This is a genomic window from Microcoleus sp. PH2017_34_RAT_O_A, from assembly GCF_020737885.1.
Classification (GTDB): Bacteria; Cyanobacteriota; Cyanobacteriia; order Cyanobacteriales; family Microcoleaceae; genus Microcoleus.
Map to the genome: position 1 here is coordinate 1 of NZ_JAEQDD010000051.1, position 23,107 is coordinate 23,107.

General features: G+C 45.6%; 24 protein-coding genes and 2 tRNA genes. 22 read left to right on the forward strand and 4 right to left on the reverse strand.

Annotation, left to right across the window (positions count from 1 at the left end):
- The first annotated feature begins 161 nt into the window (after nt 1-161).
- The 7 genes from bchL (at nt 162) to JGK11_RS17855 (ending at nt 6,428) form a co-directional block, all read left to right on the forward strand.
- Complete coding sequence (gene bchL, locus JGK11_RS17825; protein WP_265237962.1) at nt 162-1,028, forward strand: ferredoxin:protochlorophyllide reductase (ATP-dependent) iron-sulfur ATP-binding protein; 867 nt, start codon at nt 162-164, stop codon at nt 1,026-1,028.
- Nucleotides 1,029-1,062: 34 nt separating this feature from the next.
- Nucleotides 1,063-2,505, forward strand: coding sequence for a DUF5331 domain-containing protein (locus JGK11_RS17830; RefSeq protein ID WP_293183219.1), 1,443 nt, complete (start codon nt 1,063-1,065; stop codon nt 2,503-2,505).
- A gap of 395 nt (nt 2,506-2,900) precedes the next feature.
- Nucleotides 2,901-4,310, forward strand: coding sequence for a ferredoxin:protochlorophyllide reductase (ATP-dependent) subunit N (locus JGK11_RS17835; RefSeq protein WP_293212396.1), 1,410 nt, complete (start codon nt 2,901-2,903; stop codon nt 4,308-4,310).
- A gap of 82 nt (nt 4,311-4,392) precedes the next feature.
- A complete protein-coding gene (locus tag JGK11_RS17840) occupies nt 4,393-4,725 on the forward strand; it encodes a hypothetical protein (protein WP_293212397.1) in 333 nt (110 codons plus the stop codon).
- Nucleotides 4,694-4,942, forward strand: a complete 249-nt coding sequence (locus JGK11_RS17845; RefSeq protein ID WP_293212398.1) for a hypothetical protein — start codon at nt 4,694-4,696, stop codon at nt 4,940-4,942. Before JGK11_RS17840 ends, JGK11_RS17845 begins: the two co-directional genes overlap by 32 nt.
- A 54-nt stretch (nt 4,943-4,996) precedes the next feature.
- A complete protein-coding gene (locus JGK11_RS17850; protein WP_293212399.1) occupies nt 4,997-5,218 on the forward strand; it encodes a hypothetical protein in 222 nt (73 codons plus the stop codon).
- A gap of 151 nt (nt 5,219-5,369) precedes the next feature.
- On the forward strand, nt 5,370-6,428 hold the full coding sequence (locus tag JGK11_RS17855; protein WP_293183233.1) for a hypothetical protein: 1,059 nt from the start codon (nt 5,370-5,372) through the stop codon (nt 6,426-6,428).
- Between the two features lie 144 nt (nt 6,429-6,572).
- On the opposite strand, the gene JGK11_RS17860 is transcribed toward JGK11_RS17855, so the two are convergent.
- Both JGK11_RS17860 and JGK11_RS17865 read right to left on the reverse strand, forming a co-directional pair.
- The gene (locus tag JGK11_RS17860; protein WP_293212400.1) at nt 6,573-8,060 is read right to left on the reverse strand and encodes a DUF5009 domain-containing protein; all 1,488 of its coding nucleotides are present in this window, start codon (nt 8,058-8,060) and stop codon (nt 6,573-6,575) included.
- Between the two features lie 36 nt (nt 8,061-8,096).
- On the reverse strand, nt 8,097-8,978 hold the full coding sequence (locus tag JGK11_RS17865) for a polysaccharide deacetylase family protein (RefSeq protein ID WP_293196891.1): 882 nt from the start codon (nt 8,976-8,978) through the stop codon (nt 8,097-8,099).
- 90 nt (nt 8,979-9,068) lie between these two features.
- Between JGK11_RS17865 and JGK11_RS17870 the strand changes: the two genes are divergently transcribed.
- The 9 genes from JGK11_RS17870 (at nt 9,069) to JGK11_RS17910 (ending at nt 17,604) form a co-directional block, all read left to right on the forward strand.
- On the forward strand, nt 9,069-9,236 hold the full coding sequence (locus JGK11_RS17870) for a hypothetical protein (protein ID WP_293183239.1): 168 nt from the start codon (nt 9,069-9,071) through the stop codon (nt 9,234-9,236).
- A gap of 74 nt (nt 9,237-9,310) precedes the next feature.
- Entirely contained in the window at nt 9,311-10,039 is a 729-nt protein-coding gene (locus JGK11_RS17875) for a glycosyltransferase (protein ID WP_293183241.1), read from the forward strand.
- A complete protein-coding gene (locus JGK11_RS17880) occupies nt 10,032-10,826 on the forward strand; it encodes a polysaccharide deacetylase family protein (RefSeq protein WP_293183243.1) in 795 nt (264 codons plus the stop codon). The genes JGK11_RS17875 and JGK11_RS17880 overlap by 8 nt, the downstream gene beginning before the upstream one ends.
- A 124-nt stretch (nt 10,827-10,950) precedes the next feature.
- Nucleotides 10,951-12,579, forward strand: coding sequence for a DUF2079 domain-containing protein (locus JGK11_RS17885; RefSeq protein ID WP_293196893.1), 1,629 nt, complete (start codon nt 10,951-10,953; stop codon nt 12,577-12,579).
- Nucleotides 12,580-12,732: 153 nt separating this feature from the next.
- Complete coding sequence (locus JGK11_RS17890) at nt 12,733-13,401, forward strand: DUF3318 domain-containing protein (RefSeq protein WP_293183247.1); 669 nt, start codon at nt 12,733-12,735, stop codon at nt 13,399-13,401.
- A 790-nt stretch (nt 13,402-14,191) separates the two neighbouring features.
- Nucleotides 14,192-15,190: a sugar transferase gene (locus JGK11_RS17895; protein WP_293183249.1), complete on the forward strand. Its 999-nt coding sequence runs from the start codon at nt 14,192-14,194 to the stop codon at nt 15,188-15,190.
- Nucleotides 15,191-15,439: 249 nt separating this feature from the next.
- Nucleotides 15,440-15,640 (forward strand): hypothetical protein, encoded by a 201-nt coding sequence (locus tag JGK11_RS17900; protein WP_293183251.1) that lies wholly within the window; start codon nt 15,440-15,442, stop codon nt 15,638-15,640.
- 93 nt (nt 15,641-15,733) lie between these two features.
- A complete protein-coding gene (locus JGK11_RS17905; protein ID WP_293207092.1) occupies nt 15,734-16,171 on the forward strand; it encodes an ATP-binding protein in 438 nt (145 codons plus the stop codon).
- A gap of 164 nt (nt 16,172-16,335) precedes the next feature.
- On the forward strand, nt 16,336-17,604 hold the full coding sequence (locus JGK11_RS17910) for a WcaI family glycosyltransferase (protein WP_293183255.1): 1,269 nt from the start codon (nt 16,336-16,338) through the stop codon (nt 17,602-17,604).
- A gap of 247 nt (nt 17,605-17,851) precedes the next feature.
- Here the strand turns inward: JGK11_RS17910 and JGK11_RS17915 are convergent, their stop codons facing one another.
- Both JGK11_RS17915 and JGK11_RS17920 read right to left on the reverse strand, forming a co-directional pair.
- Nucleotides 17,852-19,174: a Na+/H+ antiporter NhaC family protein gene (locus JGK11_RS17915; RefSeq protein WP_293190531.1), complete on the reverse strand. Its 1,323-nt coding sequence runs from the start codon at nt 19,172-19,174 to the stop codon at nt 17,852-17,854.
- Nucleotides 19,174-19,449, reverse strand: coding sequence for a BrnA antitoxin family protein (locus JGK11_RS17920; protein WP_293207086.1), 276 nt, complete (start codon nt 19,447-19,449; stop codon nt 19,174-19,176). The genes JGK11_RS17915 and JGK11_RS17920 overlap by 1 nt, the downstream gene beginning before the upstream one ends.
- Before the next feature lie 271 nt (nt 19,450-19,720).
- Between JGK11_RS17920 and yqeK the strand changes: the two genes are divergently transcribed.
- From yqeK to JGK11_RS17950, 6 genes are all read left to right on the forward strand, one after another.
- A complete protein-coding gene (yqeK, locus tag JGK11_RS17925) occupies nt 19,721-20,359 on the forward strand; it encodes a bis(5'-nucleosyl)-tetraphosphatase (symmetrical) YqeK (RefSeq protein ID WP_293212401.1) in 639 nt (212 codons plus the stop codon).
- 138 nt (nt 20,360-20,497) lie between these two features.
- Nucleotides 20,498-20,932, forward strand: a complete 435-nt coding sequence (gene rsfS / locus JGK11_RS17930; protein WP_293183263.1) for a ribosome silencing factor — start codon at nt 20,498-20,500, stop codon at nt 20,930-20,932.
- Nucleotides 20,929-21,429 (forward strand): CGLD27 family protein, encoded by a 501-nt coding sequence (locus tag JGK11_RS17935; protein ID WP_293183265.1) that lies wholly within the window; start codon nt 20,929-20,931, stop codon nt 21,427-21,429. Before rsfS ends, JGK11_RS17935 begins: the two co-directional genes overlap by 4 nt.
- Nucleotides 21,430-21,595: 166 nt before the next feature.
- On the forward strand, nt 21,596-22,549 hold the full coding sequence (locus JGK11_RS17940; RefSeq protein WP_293196897.1) for an asparaginase: 954 nt from the start codon (nt 21,596-21,598) through the stop codon (nt 22,547-22,549).
- 118 nt (nt 22,550-22,667) lie between these two features.
- Nucleotides 22,668-22,744 (forward strand) — tRNA-Met (locus JGK11_RS17945).
- Between the two features lie 70 nt (nt 22,745-22,814).
- Nucleotides 22,815-22,891 (forward strand) — tRNA-Met (locus JGK11_RS17950).
- Nucleotides 22,892-23,107 lie beyond the last annotated feature (216 nt).

A 23,107-nucleotide genomic window follows, 5' to 3' on the forward strand; every position in this document is an offset into this window, starting at 1 on the left:
TGCCAAAAAGAATGACCACTTTTGAGGTGCCAAGGTTTTCTTTTGTATGCTGAGTCCACGTTTGTCCAATTAATTGGCGATTAGAGGCGTAGCGATCGCAACATCAAAGCGTCAAACCCCAGCCCGATCGTTTTGATAGAAACCTATAGGAGAAAAAAAGAGTGAAACTCGCAGTTTACGGAAAAGGTGGAATTGGCAAATCGACAACAAGCTGCAACATCTCCGTTGCCCTAGCCAAACGCGGCAAGAAAGTTTTGCAAATCGGTTGCGATCCAAAGCACGACAGCACATTTACCCTCACGGGCTTCTTGATCCCCACAATTATTGACACCCTTCAGGAAAAGGACTATCACTACGAAGACGTTTGGCCCGAAGATGTCATCTACAAAGGCTACGGCGGCGTTGACTGCGTAGAAGCAGGCGGCCCGCCCGCAGGAGCTGGTTGCGGCGGCTACGTAGTCGGAGAGACCGTTAAACTGCTCAAAGAACTCAACGCCTTTGAGGAATACGACATCATCCTGTTCGACGTACTCGGCGACGTAGTGTGCGGCGGTTTTGCTGCCCCATTGAACTACGCCGACTACTGCATGATTGTGACCGACAACGGATTCGACGCATTATTTGCAGCCAACCGCATCGCCGCCTCAGTTCGCGAAAAAGCCCGCACTCACCCGTTGCGCCTCGCCGGTCTAATTGGCAACCGCACCTCCAAGCGCGATTTGATCGACAAGTACATCGACACTGTACCCATGCCAGTGCTCGAAGTCCTGCCGCTAATTGAAGACATCCGCGTTTCTCGCGTCAAAGGCAAGACTTTGTTTGAGATGGCCGAGAGCGATCCCTCCCTCAACTACGTCTGCGATTACTACCTCAACATCGCCGACCAAATTTTGGCAATGCCCGAAGGAGTAGTGCCCAACGACACGCCCGATCGCGAATTATTCTCCTTGTTGTCAGATTTTTATCTAAATCCTGTGCAACCAGTGGTCAAGAAGGAGGAAGATGAGCTAGACCTGATGATGGTTTAATAGGTCTAGCGATCAGGATGAGGATAAAGAGGTTATGGCTTTTTTTGATACTTTTTCAGTTGCTCTCAAACAGAAGTGGTTGGACTACTACCAGGCAAATCGGACTTGGCTGCTCCTGCACATGACGGCTGACAACACGGTCGCCACACCCGACGGCGGGAAAAGGCCTGTTTCTTACCTCATCCTGGGAATTGCGGCTGCCCTGGAGCCGGAACTCCAGCAATTAATGCTGCCCTTCTCAAAACTCAAGCCGGATGCAGACAGCCTGATCGAAGTCTTGGGTCTAAATTTTGACCCGGATCTAGCACTGGGTATGCCTTCAAGTACCGTGCCACAGGTAGCCGGTCAACCTCCAACTGCAACTGCTGCACCCGCAGCCGCTCCAACTGCAACTGCTGCACCCGCAGCCACTCCAACTGCAACTGCTGCACCCGCAGCCGCTCCAACTGCAACTGCTGCACCCGCAGCCGCTCCAACTGCAACTGCTGCACCCGCAGCCGCTCCAACTGCTGATGCCAAATCTAATAAATTAGGCGGTGCGGCGTTAACAGCAGCCGGAGTAGTCGCCGGAGTCGCCGGAGTCGCTGGTCTGGCTGCTGCTGTTAACGCACTGAGACCGGATGAGGAAGAAGCAGTCTCTGACTTCGACATGGACGAGGACGAAGCAGAATCTATCTCCGACTTCGACATGGACGAGGACGAGGCAGAATCTATCTCTGACTTCGACATGGACGAGGATGAGGAAGAATCTGTCTCCGACTTCGACATGGACGAGGATGAGGAAGAAGAAGCCTCGGCTTTGGACGGTCTCGCTCTCGGGGACGATGAGGAAGACTCCATATCAGACTTTGATATGAGCGAGGATGAGGAAGACGGCATATCTGGCTTCGATATGGGCGAGGATGAGGAAGACGCCATATCAGACTTCGATATGGGCGATGACGAGGAAGATGAAGCCTCAGCTTTGGGCGGTCTCGACCTCGACGATGAGGAAGATGAAGCCTCAGCTTTGGGCGGTCTCGACCTCGATGATGAGGAAGATGAAGCCTCAGCTTTGGGCGGTCTCGACCTCGACGATGAGGAAGATGAAGGCTCGGCTTTGGGCGGTCTCGACCTCGATGACGAGGAAGATGAAGCCTCAGAATTTGGGACTTTGACCTCTGGGGATCTCGAAGCGGGGATATCCGATCCGTTTGGGGAAGAAGATGCAGAGTTTGTCGCCGAAGCAATACCCGATCCGTTTGGGGCTACGACCTCAGATGACCTAGATATGGATCTGGGCGACTTGGACGAAGATGGTCTTGACGATTTCTCTGTATCTGATGACGATGACCTCGACGAACTCGGACTAGACGATTTGGGGGAAGCAACTACCGGAGATCCTGATGAAGATGATTTAGATGCTCTAGGTCTCGGTGATTTGGATTCTGATGATGAGGATGAAGAGATTTCGGGCTTTTTGTCGGATTTTAAGTAAGGTTGTTGCGATCGCCAAAGTCTATCCTAGTCGGGAGTTTTCCCGCCTATTTGTGAGTTGTGAGTTGCGAGTTGTTAAATTTTAATTGTTAAATTTTAATTGACTCAAACTCACAACCACCAAAATGGTTTTTAGCTTAGCGAGTTGAAAAACACTAAATCCCTGCTGTGAGGGATTACAAGCCCTCGCGCAGAATTTTTGAGCTGGAATTTTAGATGCTGCTGCTGCGAAAATATTCAGTTTGCTGCATCTATTTTTCACAGGAATTACGCCAAAACCAGGTATTTCTATTATTGTTCTGCGATCGCGCGATCGCCAAATACAGCTATTTCCTCGCTAGCCTAGCCTGGGAAAGTTCAAGACGAAAAACAATTTAAATGGAGAACATTTGAAATATGACTGCAATTACGACTACTGAGCCAGAAGCTTTAAACTTTGAATGCGAAACTGGTAATTATCACACATTTTGTCCGATTAGCTGCGTAGCTTGGCTTTATCAAAAAATTGAAGATAGCTTTTTCCTAGTCATCGGTACCAAAACTTGCGGCTACTTCTTGCAAAACGCCATGGGCGTGATGATTTTTGCCGAACCGCGCTATGCGATGGCTGAGTTGGAAGAAGGCGACATTTCCGCTCAATTAAACGATTTTGATGAGTTGAAGCGGCTGTGCTTGCAAATTAAGCGCGATCGTAACCCCAGTGTAATTGTCTGGATCGGCACTTGCACCACCGAAATCATCAAAATGGACTTGGAAGGGTTAGCACCGAAACTCGAAGCAGAAATCGGCATCCCCATCGTCACAGCCCGCGCTAACGGCTTGGATTACGCCTTTACCCAAGGGGAAGATACAGTTTTGGCGGCGATGGCTGCTAAATGCCCTGAGAAAGCGCCAGTGATGGAATCTCAGAAAGTAGAACGCAACGCCATCTCTCAACTGCTGAATTTCGGCAAGAAAAAAGAGGAAGTTGCAGCAGATGAATCGGAATATGTCAAGCACACACCGCTGGTACTTTTCGGTTCTTTGCCCGATCCGGTTGTGACTCAGCTAACCTTAGAATTGAAGAAGCAAGGCATCAAAGTTTCTGGTTGGCTTCCTTCCAAGCGCTACACTGAATTGCCCGTTTTGGAAGAAGGTTATTATGTATCCGGCATGAATCCGTTCTTGTCCCGTACGGCTTCTACGTTGATGCGCCGTCGCAAGTGTAAGCTAATTGGTGCTCCATTCCCGATCGGGCCAGACGGAACTCGCGCTTGGATTGAAAAAATTTGCTCCGTACTCAACATAGAACCAAAAGGTTTAGACGAACGGGAAGCACAAATCTGGGCGGGCTTAGAAGATTACCTGCAAATAATTCGCGGCAAATCAGTCTTCTTCATGGGCGACAATTTGCTAGAAATTTCTTTAGCACGATTCTTGATCCGCTGCGGCATGACTTGTCCCGAAATCGGCATTCCTTACATGGACAAGCGCTATCAAGCCGCCGAATTGGCGCTGTTAGAAAAAACCTGTCACGAGATGGGAGTTCCGACTCCTCGGATTGTCGAGAAACCGGACAATTACAATCAGCTACAGCGGATTTACGCGCAGAATATAGACTTGGTGATTACCGGTATGGCTCACGCTAATCCTTTGGAAGCGCGGGGAATCAATACTAAATGGTCAGTTGAGTTTACTTTTGCTCAGATTCACGGCTTTGGTAATGCGCGGGATATTTTGGAGTTGGTGACTCGTCCCCTGCGCCGGAATAATTCGCTCAAGGATTTGGGCTGGGGTGATTTGGTAAAGAAAGAAGCTAAGGTTTAATTACTTTTAGCCTTGAATTAAAAACCCGGTTTTTTGGAGAAACCGGGTTTTTATTAAAAAAATACTGAAATTTTCAGATTAAATGAGTGGTATTAACCGTGAACTAACTATAGACAATAGACACATTGCCAAGCATCTCCCAGATACACTACAAATGCAAAGGTTATTGCAGCGAGGGGGAGCTGCTCATGTATTTAACAATGAAGCTACAATGATTAGGGTGGCACAAGCCATAATAGAAAATGGGGAATTCACAGGCATTATTCGCAATCACGAACGATATGGACTCTACTTTGCCAGCCCAATCGGTTATAGAATTGAGAGTGATGGCAGTCAAATTCCTTTACATTACGGTGAAATTAAAGTGATAGGAGATAAATATCATGTCATCCCCCGTACCCAACCTAGCAAATAACTGGCAGTTTACAGAAATATGGGTTGACCCTACCTCTGTCCCTCCTTATGTTTTGATGTTGCTCGGTGATGATAAAAATAATTTTTGCGTTTTCGACCCGACTGAAGACTATAAGATTGTTTTTGCTTGTTCTAGCTATGAGGAAGCAAGACTTTGGCTGCTTGAAGATGAATATGAGCGGGTTGAAGGGCGGCTCAATGTTGAGCAAGTGGCTTAAGTTATTGATGATGAAAGTCAAGCTTAAATCTCTAGATTATTAGGATAAACAAACATGGATATGCTGGACATCTTGGCTCAGATTGAGACTAAGATTAAGGAATTGGGATGGTCAATAAGTGTCGTGCAGACATATATGAATACAATGTATGGCAAGCAATCCCCGAAAGATTTGTCAGACGAAGAACTATTAGACTTGCTGCGTAACTTGACGACTTACCAATCAGAATACTCTGACCAAACACAGGCTAATTTTGTAAAAGATTCAGAGCATTAATATCCCAACGCAGATTAACCCAGATAAAGAGTGCGATCGCCCTTTCCCCCAACCTTTGCAGAATCCCAGCCTACACGCCCGTAACACGATCGCCCAAAACGCCGCCTATAATCAAAACTAGCCCCAAAATCTCATCAATTGAGGAACCGCCATGAGTCGAGACAGCGAAAAAATCAGCTACTCAGAGAAAACAGAACGCCTCAAAGTCATCACCCAGTTTATCAAAACCGTGACACCGATGATTTGGACAGTTGTCATTATAGTAGTCATCATTCCCCTACTAGGCAACTTTCTAATCTCCAAATCCCTAACAAATACCGCAACCACAACAGTTGTAGTCTCCCCGCCCCACGACTTCAGCAAAATCAACCAAGACCTTAAAAACGCCATTCAAAAAGCCAATACAACAGCCGAGACTTTCGCATCAAAAGAATTGGACAAATGGGAAACCGAAGTAATAGCACGAGTAGACAACAGCTTCCTCGATTGGTACTTCGATTACTTCAACCAAAAAAAGATGGAGTTTACAGTACCTTTCAACTTCGTCAAATCCGCCGTACTCAACCGATTTGACATGACAGCAGCCTCTCGTGCTGTTTCCGAAAAATTAACAGAAGACTTCCAAAGAGAATTTGCTAACCGCGTGCTGGTTCCCAAAAACGCTCAATTGAAATTTCAATTAATCACTCAAGATACTGCTAACTTGTACATAGCCGAAGTCAGCAAAAATGTCAAAGTAGTTCAAAACAACTATAACATCCCACAAGTACAGTGGGACAAATATCTGAACGACATTGCCACCACAATTAGCGACAAAGGAAACGTCTCAAATTTATCATTAAAAGTATTAGTTGGCGGCAGCGGTTACTTAATTGCTAAACCATTAATATTGGGAGTAGCAACCAAAGTCGGCAGCAAAGTTACAGCAAAAGTTGCCAGCAAAGCCGCCGCCAAAATAGCAACAAAAACAGGCGGTACAGTTGCAAGTCAGCTAGGAGTAGGTTTAATCGACCCGATTGTCGGTGTCGGGATTATCATGTGGGATTTGTGGGATTACAATCATACAGTCACAATAGAAAGACCAATTTTGCGCGAACACCTTGTAAGTTACTTGAAAGATGTCAAAAAATCCCTGTTAACCAATCCTGAAACTGGAATTATGGCAGCGATTTATCAATTAGAAAGTGGCATTTTAAAGTCACTTTCCTAGAAGTTACGCATGGGAGACCAAAAACCAGGTTTATGAACCCCGTGCGTAAGTCACGATCCATTCTCTCCCTCTGCGTCCTCTGTGTTCTCTGCGGTTAAATCATTCCGCTACAATAGCTGAAGATAAACTCGCCCTTTAATTAACTCACGTCCTCAAAAACAGTTTCAACCTCGTAAATACCACCACAATTAACGCTAAAATCGCCGTATATCCAAAGCCCCTCAAAAAACCCATAAACGGATCAGTTGAAGTCATCTCAATAATCACAGGTTCCCATTCATTTAACACCAGAATCGGCCAGATAATATTCGCAAATCCCGCATACCCAATCATCGGATTCACCCCGTTATCAATAAACAACTGCAAAAAGCATCTCTTCTGAAACACATCGATAATTATCGTCAACCCAATTAACAGAAAAATCGCCATTCCAGTCGTTACAAAAAAGTAACTCATCGTCGCCGAATCTTTCTTAATTCCGCCTTCATAAGGCTCAAATAGCAAACCCAGAACCAGCCAATAAAAACCCCATTTGTAAAGGCGGTTCAATACATTTTCCGTGACATTCCTAGGCTTTATAAACAAAACCAAACCGCACAAACACAGTACCACCGTCACTAAGGTCGTCTGCCACACCAATCTAGATTGCAGTCCAACTAACAAGACTAAATTGACTGCAAACATCAAAATCATAATGCTAAAATAGCGCCAACTTTTCCAGCTAGCATAACTCGCCTCTTCCGGCGAACGATACTCTATCCACCTCCGAAGCAAATCCCCAACAATCGTACCAGGAATCACTACAAACAAATACTTTAAATAATCAAATTGAAACAGCCAAGGTGCAGGAGAGTACAGCCAAATAGACTGAATCCAACCGTCAGTATGAGAAGACATCCGCGCTGCCAACAGCAAGCCCAAAAATCCGACTCGCAACCACACATTTGAACGAGTAAACAGCCAAATTAGAGAACCAAAAACCGCCACATTTGCCAGTACCATCAAGATAATATCGTTGCGTTCAAAAGAAATTCCCCTACCATCGGGATATTTGATATGAGAGATGAAGCTAATCCCGGCACTCCAACCAGCAACTGTCATCCCTCGCCACAGCCAAGTTGACCATTTTTGTGGCCAGCGAACGTACATTAAAAATAATAGAAAAAAACCGCACAAAGCCAGCCACCACTTTTGTGGGCTGGGTTCGTCTGGATTAATTGTAGTCGGGCGAATGTGCTGGAGAAATATCGCAAATGATGCTAACAAAAAGCCTCTTTGCAAAATAGAGAATATTACTTTTTTAAAATCCCCTCCCTTGGCGATGCGGCGCGACAAAGCTAGCGGTATCGCGGCGCCCATTGCAAACAAAAAGAAGGGGAAAACTAAGTCAACCCAGGTTAATCCTGGCAGTTTGTTATTGAAAATATGGTCTGGTGGTGGTAATTGGGCGTGATACATCCACGCTGGTAAGGTTTTGCGGGCTATTGTACCTGATAAAACCATTGCTAATACTGCTAGTCCGCGCAGCGCATCCAGTGCGTCGGCGCGTTGGGAAACGGCAGCAATTGCTAAGGGTTTTTGGTTTTCGATGCTATTTTGTGATTCCGATGTTGCGTGTTCCAATGCACTCACCAATTCTTCATTGAATAACTGTAAAAGCTGTATAGCTTATTTTTTGCCAATTAGTTTGTGTAGCCAGCTTCCTGAAGCTAGGCTGCTGAGTCTTTCTGCGGAGTGTTTTTTGTTGACTGTTAATCTCGAAATCCGGTATTTATTGGGTGGAAAAAACCGCAATTTTAATTTGAGACTGTCGTACAAGTATCCTGATGAGAAGTATTTGACGAGGTATTTGTCAACTTCTTTGTTGACTGCGCCAAAGGGGTAGGCTATGTGAGACGCAACTATTTGATTTGGATCTAAGTCTTTGGTGCATTTTCTGAGTCTAATTTGGTCTTGAGATAGTTCTCTGTCTAATGCTGTCATAGAAATTTTTGTAAGATTTTCGTGGTTCAGTCCGTGGGATTGAATGTCATAAAATCCTTTTTGCATTCCGTCTCTTAAGTCCTGACAAGTTACTTTTTTTATGAGTGAGTCTTGACGACCTAAAAAGCCGGAGTTGACAAATACAACTACTTTAGTTTTTCTGCTGTATTTATTTTCGAGTCTTTGTAAAATCGGGAGTAAGTGCGTATAAATGCTTTTGTTGCCATCGTCAAAGGTAATCATAACTTTTTTGCGATCGCGATATTCACTCGGTACCGGCTTTTTGGGATTGGCGATGAAATGCTCGTAAAGCTCTTGGGTTGACAAAAACCAATAGTTCTGCCTAACTAAGTCATCTAAAAAAGGTTCCAAGTTTTGCTCGCTGTAGTCGCCGGGAAAGTCTCGCCGCTGCGGCGGTATTTCCTGGGGATTCCGGAGGTCTACTATATCGTGAAAGCCGAAAATCGGAATTTCTACTGTGATGATTTCTAGGATTGCTTGATAGGTGATGAAAGTTAGGAGGAATGCTAGTAAAAATCTAATAATACGTTTTTTTCGGGGCGTCATACCGGGTTGAAAATACTCGGGCCATTTGTTAACTAAATAATTTATCATTGACAATTACAACCTCATAAGGTATATAGTTCAGGCGGTAGTATGACGGTTTTTCGAGTTCAGATGTTGGGAGTGTCTAGATTGTCGATCGCCCGTGTCGCCCCTAAAGATGAGCTAGGTCAAGCCTACCATGATACAATTTATGGCGATCGTACTTTTTCCGCAGCCCCCTTCAAACTTGACAAGATTTATTGTTGGCTAACTTTTTGACACCTGATGTCCTGTACTTGTGATTTCTTGCCCGAGGTGGTAGCATACTTCTGCGAAAGCGCGATCGAACAACAATGATGAAAATCGCAGTAATTCTGCCTGTTTACAACGAAGCAAATTGCATAGAGCAAACCTTTAACAGAATTTTAGAATTTACTCAAAAAAATTATGCTTACAATTTTATCATTGTTAATGACGGCTCGACCGACAATACACTGGAAATTATAGAAAACAAACTCAAAGCTTTTCCCACACATCACATAAAACTAATTTCTTACAGCAACCGTCAAGGCAAAGGGTATGCCGTCAAAAAAGGATGCGAAGATGCAGACGCCGACTGCATTTGCTTCATGGATGGCGACTTAGCATACTCCCTCGAACATCTCGAACCCTTAGTAGAAAAATTAGAAAAATTTGATGTCGTAATTGGTTGCCGAAATCTCGATCGAGACAACTTCCGAAATCTTACCTTACTCAGAAAAATAGCTGGCAAAATATTTAACTTAATTTCCAGAGCCATCCTGAATCTACCATATAGAGATATGCAAGCCGGACTCAAAGGCTTCAAGAAAATACCAGCCCAAGAAATATTTAAAAGACAAACAATTACCGGGTTTTCCTTTGATGCAGAACTGCTGTTTTTAGCTCACAAAAAAGGATATACAACTGGTGAGATACCCGCCCGAGTTTCACAAGAACATCTCTACAAACTTTCTCAAGTCAACATACTTAAAGATTCCCTAAAAATGCTGATCAGCTTGTTTAAAATTAGATACAACGACCGCGCAGGCTACTATGAATAAATCAATATTGTTGAGTTTTGATCTAGAAGAATTTGACATCCCCGAAGAATACGGTCAACACCTGGAAGAGGAAATCAAATTTGAAATATCTAGCCGAGGATTGTCAAATATTATATCACTTCTCGACAGATTAGAGATTACAGCCACATTTTTTGTGACAGCCAACTTTGCACTCAACAACCGAGATACAATCAGAGAACTATCAAAACACCACGAAATCGCCTCCCACGGCTTTTACCACTCTCAATTTAGCCTCGAAGATTTACAAAAATCAAAGCAAACCTTAGAAGAAATAACGAATACTCAAGTCACTGGATTCAGGATGGCAAGACTTCAGCCAGTTGACGACATAGAAATAGAAAAAGCAGGCTACGAATACAACTCCTCAATGAATCCTACTTACATCCCCGGCAGATACAATAATCTATCTAAATCCAGAACTGCATATTATACGAATAAACTGCTCAACCTTCCCATTTCAGTCACTCCTATGATCCGATTTCCGTTATTTTGGTTGAGCTTTAAAAACTTTCCTCTGTCAATGATACAATTGGCAACCAAGCTAACGCTAGAAACAGACTCGTATCTGAACATCTACTTTCACCCCTGGGAATTCACTGATATTTCCCAGTTTAAATTACCCGGTTACGTCAAAAAAGACTCAGGCAGCAAAATGGTTGATAAACTCGAAAAATACCTTACCAAGCTTAAAACCCAAGGCAAATTTATTTCTATTTCCGAATTTAAGCACAACTTCAGTCAACCAGGGCTTGATCGCTCCGACTAAAGAAACCGGGTTTTTCAACTCTTATTAAGGGTTTGAGCCAAGTATTTTGGCGAAAAACCCGGTTTCTGGCAACTTGTCGATAAGTCCTATCAACCTTAGAAAAAATATCGGTGCAGTAAAAAATATGAAATTCAAACCTCTCGACTCGTGGAACAATCAAACAGGATTTCGTCAAGTTACAATCCTAGCAGCGATTTTTTTTATATTAGTTTTAACTTTCAGCATAATTCGCTACGAAAGCTTCTTAGCATCCTACGATCACGGCCTATTTAACCAAGTATTTTGGAACAGCATACACGGCAGATTCTTTCAAAGTTCCCTGTCATCAGGCGCCTCCAGCGCCTCGCTGATAGACAGACAACTGTCATCTCCATCTTACATCCATTTAGGGCAACACTTCGTTATCAATTTTCTAATTTGGATGCCGATTTATGCCTTGTTTCCATCCCCTGTTACCCTGATAGTTTTGCAAGTAGCTTTAATCGCCGTCGCCGGAATAGTTTTGTATCTTTTAGCAAGACATTATCTATCTGTTCCCCTGTCGGTAATGATAGTAGCCAGTTATTACGGAGCAAATGGTGTAATAGGCCCGACGCTGGGAAATTTTTACGAACACTGCCAACTTCCTCTATTTATATTTAGTTTGCTGTTAGCTTTAGAAAAGCAAAAGTGGGTGTGGTTTTGGATTTTTGCAGCGCTGACGTTAGGAATTCGCGAAGAAACTGGAATTAGTTTGTTCGGAATCGGAGCTTATTTAATAGTAAGCCGCCGCTATCTGCGAGCCGGAATAGCGCTGTGCGTGTTGAGTTTTAGTTATGTTTCGCTGATTACCAATGTTGTGATGCCCATGTTTTCTGATGACAATTCCCGGCTTTACTTAGCTAATTTTTTTAGGAAATTCGTCAAAACAGAAAATCCGTCTACGCTGGAACTGCTGTGGGGGATTGTTACCCAACCTCAAATTATAATTGAGGTATTTTTTAACGATTTAGAAAGGCGGATCAGGTTTATTTTAGGTTTGTGGCTGCCGCTGGCATTTATACCTGTTGTTTCGCTGCCAGCTTGGATTATGTCAAGCTTTCCTTTGCTGGTTCTGCTGGTGCAAGTTTACAATAAATCAGCGACTTCTATCAATACTCGCTATACCTTAAGCGTGATTCCTTTACTGGTTTATGCTGTAATTTTATGGTGGTCGGAACATCCAGAAAGATTTAAACCGAGGCTGCACCGTTTTTGGATTGGATGTATTGGATTGTCGCTATTATTTACCTTGACTTCCAATCCCTATGGGGCTTTGTATTTTCTGTCGCCTTATTCTTTTAATCCTTTGGTTTATCAATCCTTGCCGGAGCAATTAGAACACGCCACAGACCTGCAAACCGTGCTAAAATTGATTCCGCAAGCTGCTAGCGTTTCGACAAGCGGTTACATAGTTTCTCACCTTTCGGGTCGCAGAAACCTCATCCGTTTAGAAATGATGCAGTTTCGAGATGAAGAGGGAAAGGTAGTCGATGTCGATTATGCGCTGTTAGATTTGTGGCAGTTGCAGCAGCATAATTTAAAAGTTCCGCTGGATCGGGGTAGAGTTAGGGGGGCAGTGCGTTTTACAGACGAAGCTCTGCGGAACGGTTCTTACGGAATTGCTGAAGTATTGGACGGAGTTGTTTTGGTTCAAAAAGGGATTACTTCTAAGCCGGAAGTTTTGGCGGCTTGGTCGAAATTGCGGCAGGAAATTCAACCGTTGATGAAATAGTCGGAAGAAATCGATCGCCCACAACGACTAAAATCAAATAAAATTGCCAAAAGGTCGATCGACCCCCGCAGCTCGGCTATATTTGGATTCAAGGTTTGCTATACTCCAGAAATAGACACATATTAACCTTTGGAAAATCAATAGGCCGGAGCTATGACATCCTATGCAACCTCTACAGCAAGAGCCGAGATGAGTGAGATCCGGCGCTTGAAAAATATACTGCCCCCAGAACTCCAAAGTTGGGTAACAGTAGAAAAAACAATAGAAGTTAATCCCACCCTAATCCGTAGCGAAGAAATAGGCAAAGACCAGGTAGAAATACAGATAGACCTGATCCGCTGGGAACAGCTAGCAATGGATCAGCGCAACCTCCTATTTTGGCATGAAGTCGCCCGCATCCAAAACGACACCATCCCCAGAGACGGTTGGGAAATGGCTGCTCTGGCGATCGGTTTAGGCGGCGCCGTCGGCGAACTTTGGGTGCAAGACGGCTTGCTGCTGGTACTGGCCCTATCTTTGTGCGGCGTCTCCGGCTGGAGACTTTACCAAAAAAACAACGGAGACAAAAGTTTAAAAGAAGCAGTAGACGCTGACGAAAAAGCTCTCACCCTCGCCACTCGCTTCGGCTACACTCTGCCAAACGCTTATAAAAGCCTCGGTAGTGCCTTAAAAACCTTAATCGAGCAAACCTCCAAAAAAACTCAACGGGCTAAATACGAAGCTCGTCTCCAGGCCCTGAAACGCAACGCAGCCAAAGCCAAAGCCAAAGTCCAACCCATCAGCCGCGAAACCTCCCAGTCAGAAAACGTCTACAATTCTTAACCTAATCCTCTGACTTTTGGTGCGGGGTTTTCAAGTTAACGGTTAACTGTTGACTTTCCTGTTACACAGTTAACCGTTAACTTTTAGCTGTTCGCTGCGGTAACTTTCCCCCTGCAATACAGGATCGAAAATTCTTAACGACAAAATTAATCGCTCTGAATCCACAAAAATCTTGATTCAGATTTGATACCATTTTTCTAAAGATCCGATAGAGATCGAACACGACAAGACATTGTAATTTATACACTTTCCCTGTTTGCCAAAGTCTGTCATAACTTTAAAAAAATGACAGATACTTCCAGCCCGGGGGTGCATCTCAATTTGGCATTCTTAGGATCGCGAATTAAATAATTTACACATATTTGTGGGATGGGCGTCCCGCCTGTCCAGAAAGGACGGGCGGGACGCCCATCCCACAACAACAATAAAAATTGTAAGTTATTTAATTCTCATTCCTTTGTGCAGTCCCCGCTCTGGTGCTATGTATAGCACCAGAGCGGCGACTGCACTAAAAAAAATCCTTTTTGCAAAAATGAGATACTTCCAGCCCGGACAGTTGGGTAGCTGATGGGTTCAAAATTTTTCCGCCAAAACTTGGACGGGTTGATGACCGGTAGACTTGAGTCTACCCTGACCTGTGATATGGCGAGGCTCGGCGGCCACATTTTCGGGCGCTTTTGTAAAGTTTGTATAAAGCTGGGCTTTAGATCGGAACAATATTTGGTAAACGTGGAGCGGCTAGGACACAATAGGCTAAAGACATCAGCTTGAAATTTGAAACTAGGACTTCATGGTCAGCCAAACCCCAGAGACAGATTTTCGGGTTACATACTTGGACGAGATTCCCTCGGTTCACATACCCGTGCGCTTGAGCGTACTTGAAGCCGTAAACTTCAAGACAACCTGCCAGCAACTTTTCTCTGAAAACACCGTTCCCAGCAAAATTGTCCTAGACTTCAGTCAGACGACATTCATTGACAGTAGCGGGATCGGTGCTTTAGTCAGCAATCTGAAATTTTCCAAACAGCGCGGCAGCGACTTGGTGCTCCGAAGCCTCAAGCCACAGGTGATGGCAGTATTTGCTCTCACCAGCCTAGATCAAGTGCTGACAATCGAGCAGCCTTCTGCAACGTCAACTCCCATAGAGACACACCCCTCCGACAATCAGCTACCGATGACGCATCCCTCGGTGCAGTCGTTGGTGAAACGGGTGATAGATGTCGTTGGGGCGATCGTCGGTTTGATAATTACAGGAATTTTGTTTGTACCCATAGCGGCAGCCATCACGATTAACGATCCGGGCCCGATATTGTTTGCACAAACCCGCTGCGGCTGGATGGGCAGAAGATTTCGGATTTGGAAATTTCGATCGATGTGTACTAATGCCGAAGCCATGAAAGCCGAAATTAAAAACCAAGCTTCTGGCGCATTTTTCAAAAATGACAACGACCCGCGGATTACCAAAGTCGGACGCATCTTGCGGAAAACGAGTCTCGACGAACTGCCACAGTTTTGGAACGTGCTCAAAGGCGAAATGAGTCTAGTCGGCACCAGACCGCCTACTCCAGACGAAGTTGAGCGCTACGAAGTCCCTCAGTGGCAGCGTTTTGATGTCAAACCTGGAATGACAGGCGAATGGCAAGTCAACGGTCGCTCTAAAGTCCGCGATTTTGAAGATGTCATCCGTTTAGATTTAAAATACCAACAAGACTGGAGCCTGATGTATGACCTGAAACTAATTGTTAAAACCATAACTGTGCTGTTTAACAAAAATAGTGGCGCTATGTAGAGCGGTCAACAACCGATTGCTGAAATTTTAGTTGCTGTTGATTTCTCGACAGCCGGAACTCGAACTTGATACTTAGTCAAGTAGGCGATCGATCGCGATACTTACGTTAGTATTAAGTGTTAAAATTCACACAGAAAATGTGCATCTATTTACCAGCTCTGCGATCGGAGCATTAATTAGCAATTGGCGAGTTCGAGGTCGTACTCGAATGACTCCAGCAGGGTTTTCGAGGACGACAAGAACTCAGGTGTGTTGAGAAAAGTACCGACTGCTAACACGGTCGAAGCTGAAATAACTCATCGCAAGCTGCTGAGTCGGGAAATTTTCCGATTTAAACGTCCTACCGAAGCGGGTTACAGTATCGGAAGTCTCTCATTTTCGCGATCGAGTAAATGGTGCGAAAGGAATGCTCACCTTGAGGCAAAACGGGCTTCTTCAATTCAAGCTTGACTAAACTAATATGTTGCCAAGACCTTGCCCTCCTTTTCCTCTCCAACCTGCGCTGGCTACAGCGGTGGTGGGGGGCGACCAGGGAGAAGAAAAATGAAAGACGAGCAACCAATTGCCGAGTTTGACCTTCAGGTTACAACAGACCTGAACGCTCTGACACAAGTTTCGGAATGGTTGGAGAATATTGTTCTGCCGCTGATACCACAGGACTTGTGGTGGCAGTGCAGCCTGATTGTTAATGAAGGGTTTACAAATGCTGTCCGCCATGCTCACCAGAACTTGCCCCCCGAGACGCCGATCGACATTGACGTAAAAGTGTTTGCAGACTACTTAGAAATTAGGATTTGGGACAGAGGTCAACCCTTCAACCTGGAATCAAAGCTGCGCTCGATCCTGCAAGAGCAGCGCGATCCGTTGGATAGAGAAGGAGAAAGGGGACTGGTGTTTATGTACAAGCTCACCGACGAGCTGCACTATATCCGTACCGACGATCGCTCCAACTGCCTGGTAATGCGGAAAAACCTTACCTGAGGGCGCCGGCAGGGCCCTCCCCTGGGCGGCTTCTGGCGATCGTCGGCAGGGCCGGGCGCCGCCCCTGCGATGCTCCCTGACACCCAACCACCTCCTCAGCAATTCACCGGGTGGACGATCGAGTAGAGGAGCGGCAGGACTATTTGCTTCAAACTAAATATATTATGCGTATTCTAATTTATTCCTATAACTACTATCCAGAGCCGATCGGCATTGCCCCCTTGATGACAGAACTAGCCCAAGGCCTAGTCAAGCGAGGGCACCAAGTTCGAGTCGTCACCGGAATGCCCAACTATCCCCAGCGGCGAATTTATCCGCAATATCGGGGCAAATTTTACCTCACCGAAGAACACAACGGCGTCACTATTCAGCGGAGTTACCTGCGCGTCAACGGCCCTCACCCCAGCCTGCTAGACCGACTTTTGCTAGACGGTAGTTTTGTCGTATCCAGCGCCGTCCAAGCATTCAGAGGCTGGCGTCCCGACGTGATTTTCTCAACAATGCCACCTTTACCGATTTGCGTTCCAGTGGCCTTTTACGGCTGGACTCGCAATATCCCGATCGTCCTCAACGTACAGGATATCGTCTCAGAAGCAGCCGTGCGCGTCGGCTTGGTGAAAAAAAACGGACTGCTAATTCAGATTGCGGACGCCTTAGAAAAATTTGCCTACAGCACAGCCAGCCAAGTCAGCGTTATCGACAGCGGTTTTGTCAGCAAATTGCACTCTCAGGGAGTACCCCCGGAAAAAATAGTTTGCCTTCCGAATTGGGTTGATGTCAATTTCATCCGCCCTTTACCAAAAGAAAATAACCCCTTTCGCGAAACCCACAAACTAAATGGCAAGTTTGTGGTTCTTTATGCTGGAAATATTGCCCTTACCCAAGGCTTACAAACAGTGGTCAAAGCAGCGACCCGTTTGAAGCACATACCTGAAATTGCTTTTGTAATTGTGGGGGAATCAACAGCACTGACGCGCTTGCAAAAAGATTGCGAAACTTACAAAGCTACTAATGTAATGTTACTGTCGTTTGAACCGCGAGAAAAATTGCCCGAAATGTTAGCTGCTGCGGATGTTAGTTTAGTCGTACAAAAGCGCCGGGTAACTAACTTTAATATGCCTTCAAAAATTCAAGTGCTGCTGGCGAGCGGTCGGGCAATTTTGGCGTCCGTTCCCGAAACTGGTACGGCGCATAAAGCAGTGCAGCAAAGCGGTGGCGGGGTGGTGGTAGCGCCGGAAGATCCGCAGGCTTTGGCTGATGCTGTGGAGGATTTGTTCTTAAATCGCGATCGGGTGGATGCGTTGGGCGAGCAAGGTAGAAAGTATGCTGTGGAGAATTACGGATTTGAGGAAGCTTTGAATCATTATGAGGCTTTATTTGCGGCGGTGGCGGCAAGTCATGCTGAGAAAATATTGCAACCGCTGCCAAAGTAGACGAGCAATTGCATACATCTGCGATCGATCGCAGATTTAAGGCAGACGCAACAGGGAGCATCTCATTTTTGCAAGAAGCATTTTTTATTGCAGTGCGAGCGTCCCCGCTCGCCTGCTATATCAATCAGCACGCGAGCGGGGACAGCACTACAGATGCAAAACTGAGATGCTCCCGACGCAACACAGATGAACACCGATAATTTTAAGAAAAGCGAGATAATGAATGTAAGATATCTCTTAATTTTGGTTAATTTTTATGAGGTGCCTTAGCCAGTTTCAGTTGAATCAAATTAAATAAAGGAATCAGATATAAATAAAACGCATAGGGTATAAAATCCGAATTGACACCCAAGACAGTTGCTGGAACTAATCCGGCAATATTCCAAGGAATTAAGGGGGAAATCACAACAGCGGTATTTTCTAAGTCTACAGCAAGTTGATAATCATCTAATTTTTGTTGGCGGTACTTTGATTCCACTAATTGATGGGTCAAGATAATTGCGATCGTCTGGGTACAACCAAAGGCTGCTGAAAAAATGCTAATTACTGTTGTGGCAAAAAATAAATCTCCTCTGGTTCGAGCTTTATTGAGAGACACTTCCACAAATTCTAAAATTCTGGTGCCGGCAAAAATGCCAGCAAATGCTGTCGAGACAACTACAACTAATGAAACTTTTGCCATAGACAAAATTCCTCCTCCTGCTACAATATCTTTTAAACTAGAAGTTGATTCTAATTTAAATCCTGCGATCGCGAATTGCAGAATCTCGATCGGCGAATAACCTTGAACGAAAAAGGCGATCGCACTTCCGGTAATGATACTAACAGCCATCGCGATTTTGACTTCGACTCGCAGTACACAAAGTATGAGAATTGTCAAGGCTGGCAGCAAAGTTATCGAATTAAGATTGAAGGCTGTGCCTAGTTCCAAAGCCAAATTGTTGCCGGAAAGTTCGACGGGATTTGAAGCCGATAAAATTAAATACAACAAGCTGGAAACGAGCAGCGGTAATAAGCCCGTCACCGCCATATTTTTGAGATTGGTATAAATTTCGGTTTTGGTAAGGATGGCAATCAAAATAGCGCTCGAAGACATCGGAGAACACCGATCGCCCACATAAGCTCCCGCTACAATCGCCCCGGCGATCGGATTCGGATTTACACCGCTGCCGTTGGCGATTATCATCAAAGCAATGCCGATCGTACTCGCAGCACCAAAAGATGTTCCCAGTAGTACAGAAAAAACGCTGGTTAAGATAAACGCCCAAAAAATGAAATACTGAGGGTCGATCGATTTAATTCCCCAATATACCAGAACCGGAACCGTCCCCGCAGCCATCCACACAGCCATGACTGCGCCGATTAAAAGTAAAATAGCGATGACTGAAAAAGATTTTTGACTGCCAGCAACAGCCATTTTGATTAAGGTTTTTAGCGGAAATCCCCTCCGCAACAAAATGACCGTCAAAATTGCCATCGAAGCTAGAAGCGGAGCAACTATAAAATAACCTTTGATGGCACTGATTAAAAGTAGAATAAATGAGAACGATACAAAAAATAGCAAATCCATTATTGATGGGCTTTCATGTATTCTCTGAGTAAGGCGTTAATCTGTGTTTGATAACCTCGACCTTGAGATTTAAACCACTCCAAAACATCACGGTCAATGCGTAAGGTCACTTGAGCTTTCGTCTTAGGGTTGGGTAAGCCTCGCCGAACTAATGCTTTGGCAAACGTTTCAGGCGTAATTTCAGGGCAATCGGAGAAATCAATATCTTCATCAGTCATGGCATCTAGGCGTTGCCAGTCAGTTTGAGATTTGCTCGAAGTAAATTCGTTGTTCATTGATTGTTACTAAATATTAGACTTCTGGCATAATTATTGTGGAACAGGCATCCTGCCTGTTCTTGACTGTCTTTTTGCCAGATGTCTATGGTAACTACAATTTGTCGTTACAGCCACCGACTTTAACAGATTTTTGAATGGTTTAGGTAGAACCGATCGCCCCCTTCACCTCTCCCCATCCCACAAGCCACCGCACCCCTGTCAGCCCTACACCGCAGTCCATTAAAACAAAACGCTAAAATAATAGATCCTACAATTTGGGAGTTAATATTTGACACTTGCACTCGATCGCGAAAAAGTCCTAGCTTGGCTCACACAGCGCGTTCCTGCCGCCCGCATCACACACATCCTCGGAGTCGAACAGACAGCAGGAGACTTGGCTCGCCATTACGGCCTCGACGAAGCAAAAGCCCGATCGGCAGGATTGTTGCACGACTTGGCAAAATACTTCAAACCCCAAATGCTGCTGCAAATGGCTCAGAACGAAGGTTTAGAGTTAGACTCAGTGTTGGAAGCACACCCGCATTTGCTGCACGCAGACGCGAGCGCGATCGTCGCTAGAGACGAATTCGGGGTGGTCGATCGAGAAATTTTGGACGCAATCGCCAATCATACCCTCGGCAGACCAAACATGAGCCAGCTCAGTTGTACCGTATTTATAGCAGACACTATAGAACCCAGCCGCGGCAACACAGCCGAACTAGAAGCACTGCGCGAGACAAGCGTCCAAAATCTTTATGCAGCCGTGTGGCAAACTAGCGATCATTCTCTCAAATATTTGCTAGAAACTCGCTGCTACATCCACCCGCGCACCGTACTTACGCGGAATTGGGCGCTGCAAATGGCCCGCGCCCAATCGCCCGAAATAGGAAATTCGACATCCAAGTCGATCGAACAAATCACAAGTTAAACGTAAAATTTACCAGCAATCCTGTACTTACTTTTGGCTTGAATTTAACTCCTATTTCCAGTCTCAAACTGCCAACAACCGAAAGCCAATAGCGCACCAATTCCCCCTTACCGTATCAATTAGGAACTTAAACACTTAATGTCAGATCTAACCCAACTCGAATACTCCCGGGCCCAGTCCACAGTAACCGACGCCACCATCCCAGACGAAGCCCGCGGCCTGATATTGACCGCTGCACAAGCTGCCGATGACCGCAAAGCAGTTGATATTGTATTGCTGGGCGTCGCAGAAGTATGCTATCTCGCTGACTACTTTGCGATCGTCACCGGATTCTCCAACGTCCAGGTACGAGCCATCTCCCAAGCCATCGCCGACCAAGTAGAAGAAGAATGGGGACGCTTACCGCTGCGTACACAAGGGCTATCAGACGCCAGTTGGGTCGTCATGGACTACGGCGACGTGATTATCCACATCTTGAAACCTCAAGAGCGCGAATTTTACAATTTAGAAGCGTTCTGGGGACACGCCGAACGCATTGAATTTTCCACCGCGCCGAGAGGATCGCTAATGTGAAAGACACTTCTGTTTCTATTTGTCCTGTTCCCCAGGAACAACGCCCGGTTAATGAATATCAAGAACTTACAGAATCCTGGTTTTTTAGCTGGGTAACTCTCGATTTGCCCGCATATCTGGCAAAACTTGCTTGGGTATGGGGTTGGAGTTGCTTGGTATCCGGGCCCTTAGCAGCAGCCAGCTTTGCTCCGCTGAAGTATCCAGTTCAGTTTGCCCTGTGCGCTGCCGCTGGTGCCGGTTTTATTCTAGGATTAGCTTTGCTGCGGCTTTACTTGGGTTGGTTCTACGTGCGATCGCGACTTTCCAATCCCACAGTCGTCTACGAAGAGTCTGGCTGGTACGATTGTCAATCTTGGCCTAAAACTCCCGAAGTTTTAGCTCAAGACCAATTGATAGTCAACTACGAACTAGAACCAATTCTCAGGCGTCTGCGGCAGACATTTTATGGTTTGACAGTATTGCTGGTTGGCGGGGGACTAATTTGGAGTTTTGTGTAATCGTTCATGGTAAAAGGGAAGTTTTGAGTCGTAGGGGCGGCGCAGTTTTCTGCCCGCCCGATAGTTTTGAGTTACAAACAATCACCAAAAGATTAACTTCACAACTGGCAACTCAAGACTTCTTTCACCCCAATCTAAAATCTAAAATCTAAAATCTAAAATTGATATGACAAGGGGAAAACGAACCCAAGCTCCCGAACTCGAAGTCACACTGCTGCGCGAAGGTATTCCGGAATCGAAGCACCGCGCCCAAGCCGCTGTTTGCGACAAACGCGGCCGCGTTCTTTCCGTTGCCGGTAACTCGGAAACGGCGACATTTGTCCGTTCTTCACTCAAACCTTTTCAAGCTTTGGCTGTGACGGCGAGCGGCACTTTGGAACGCTACGAATTGACCGATCGAGATTTAGCGATTATTTGCAGTTCTCATCAAGGTACGATCGAGCAATCGCGACAGGTGTTTAACGTCCTGTGGCGCTGCGACATTGACCCCTCTAAACTTCAATGCCCCATTCCCGAAGGCAAAAAGAGCGCCCTGCAATACAACTGTTCTGGCAAACACGCCGGAATGCTAGCTGTCTGTCAGCAACTGCACTGGCCGCTGGAAACTTATTTGCGGCGCAAACATCCCGTCCAGCAGCTTATTTTGGGCAAAGTGGCTGACTTGCTGGCCATGCCTGCCGAAGAGTTTATCAGCGCTCGCGACGACTGCGGCGCTCCTACCTATCTGTTGCAGTTGGGGCAAATGGCGTCTTTGTACGCTAAATTAGCCTCCGGTGACAATGTGGATATGGAGCGGATTGTCCGCGCTATGACTCATCACCCGATGATGGTTGCTGGTGAGGGGAGATTTGACACGGAACTGATGCGCTTGACTCAAGGCGAATTGGTGAGCAAATCCGGTGCTGAAGGGGTTCAGTGTATTGGCCGGGTTGGCGAAGGTATGGGTTTGGCAATTAAGGTAACTGATGGAGGAAAGCGCGCTAAATTTGCTGTGGCGATTCACTTGCTCAAGCAGTTGGGCTGGATTACTGCGACGATCGCCGAAACTCTTTCGGACACTTACCTGACTCTCAGCGATTTTAAACGATTGGAGGTGGTCGGCGAAGTTTCGATGCTTTAGTTCGATCGACACTTCTTCGCCAATTTCAGCAACCCCTACCACAACCTCAAAAGTTTTTTTGATTGAGGGGTTGCAATTTCCAGAAAGATGTGTTTATATTAGAGAGTAGACAAAGCGACGCGGGATAGAGCAGCCTGGTAGCTCGTCGGGCTCATAACCCGAAGGTCAGTGGTTCAAATCCACTTCCCGCCACCAACTTGAAACAAGCCCTGCAATCTTTGAGGATGCAGGGTTTGATTTTTGAGAATAGATAGATATAAAGCGACGCGGGATAGAGCAGCCTGGTAGCTCGTCGGGCTCATAACCCGAAGGTCAGTGGTTCAAATCCACTTCCCGCCACCAAATTCAATCGAACAAGCCCCGGCAAACCTAAAAGTTGCTGGGGCTTGTTTTATCGCGTCTGGAGCCATAACAATAGGGACACAGCAGTGCTGTGTCCCTATCGCATATTTAGATCTTACCCAAAGGTAAAAAATCAACCTCAACCTCAACCTCAACACTCAACCCTATACTTTTATTTAGACGACCGTTTGTTTGACACTCCCCGGCTTGAACGCA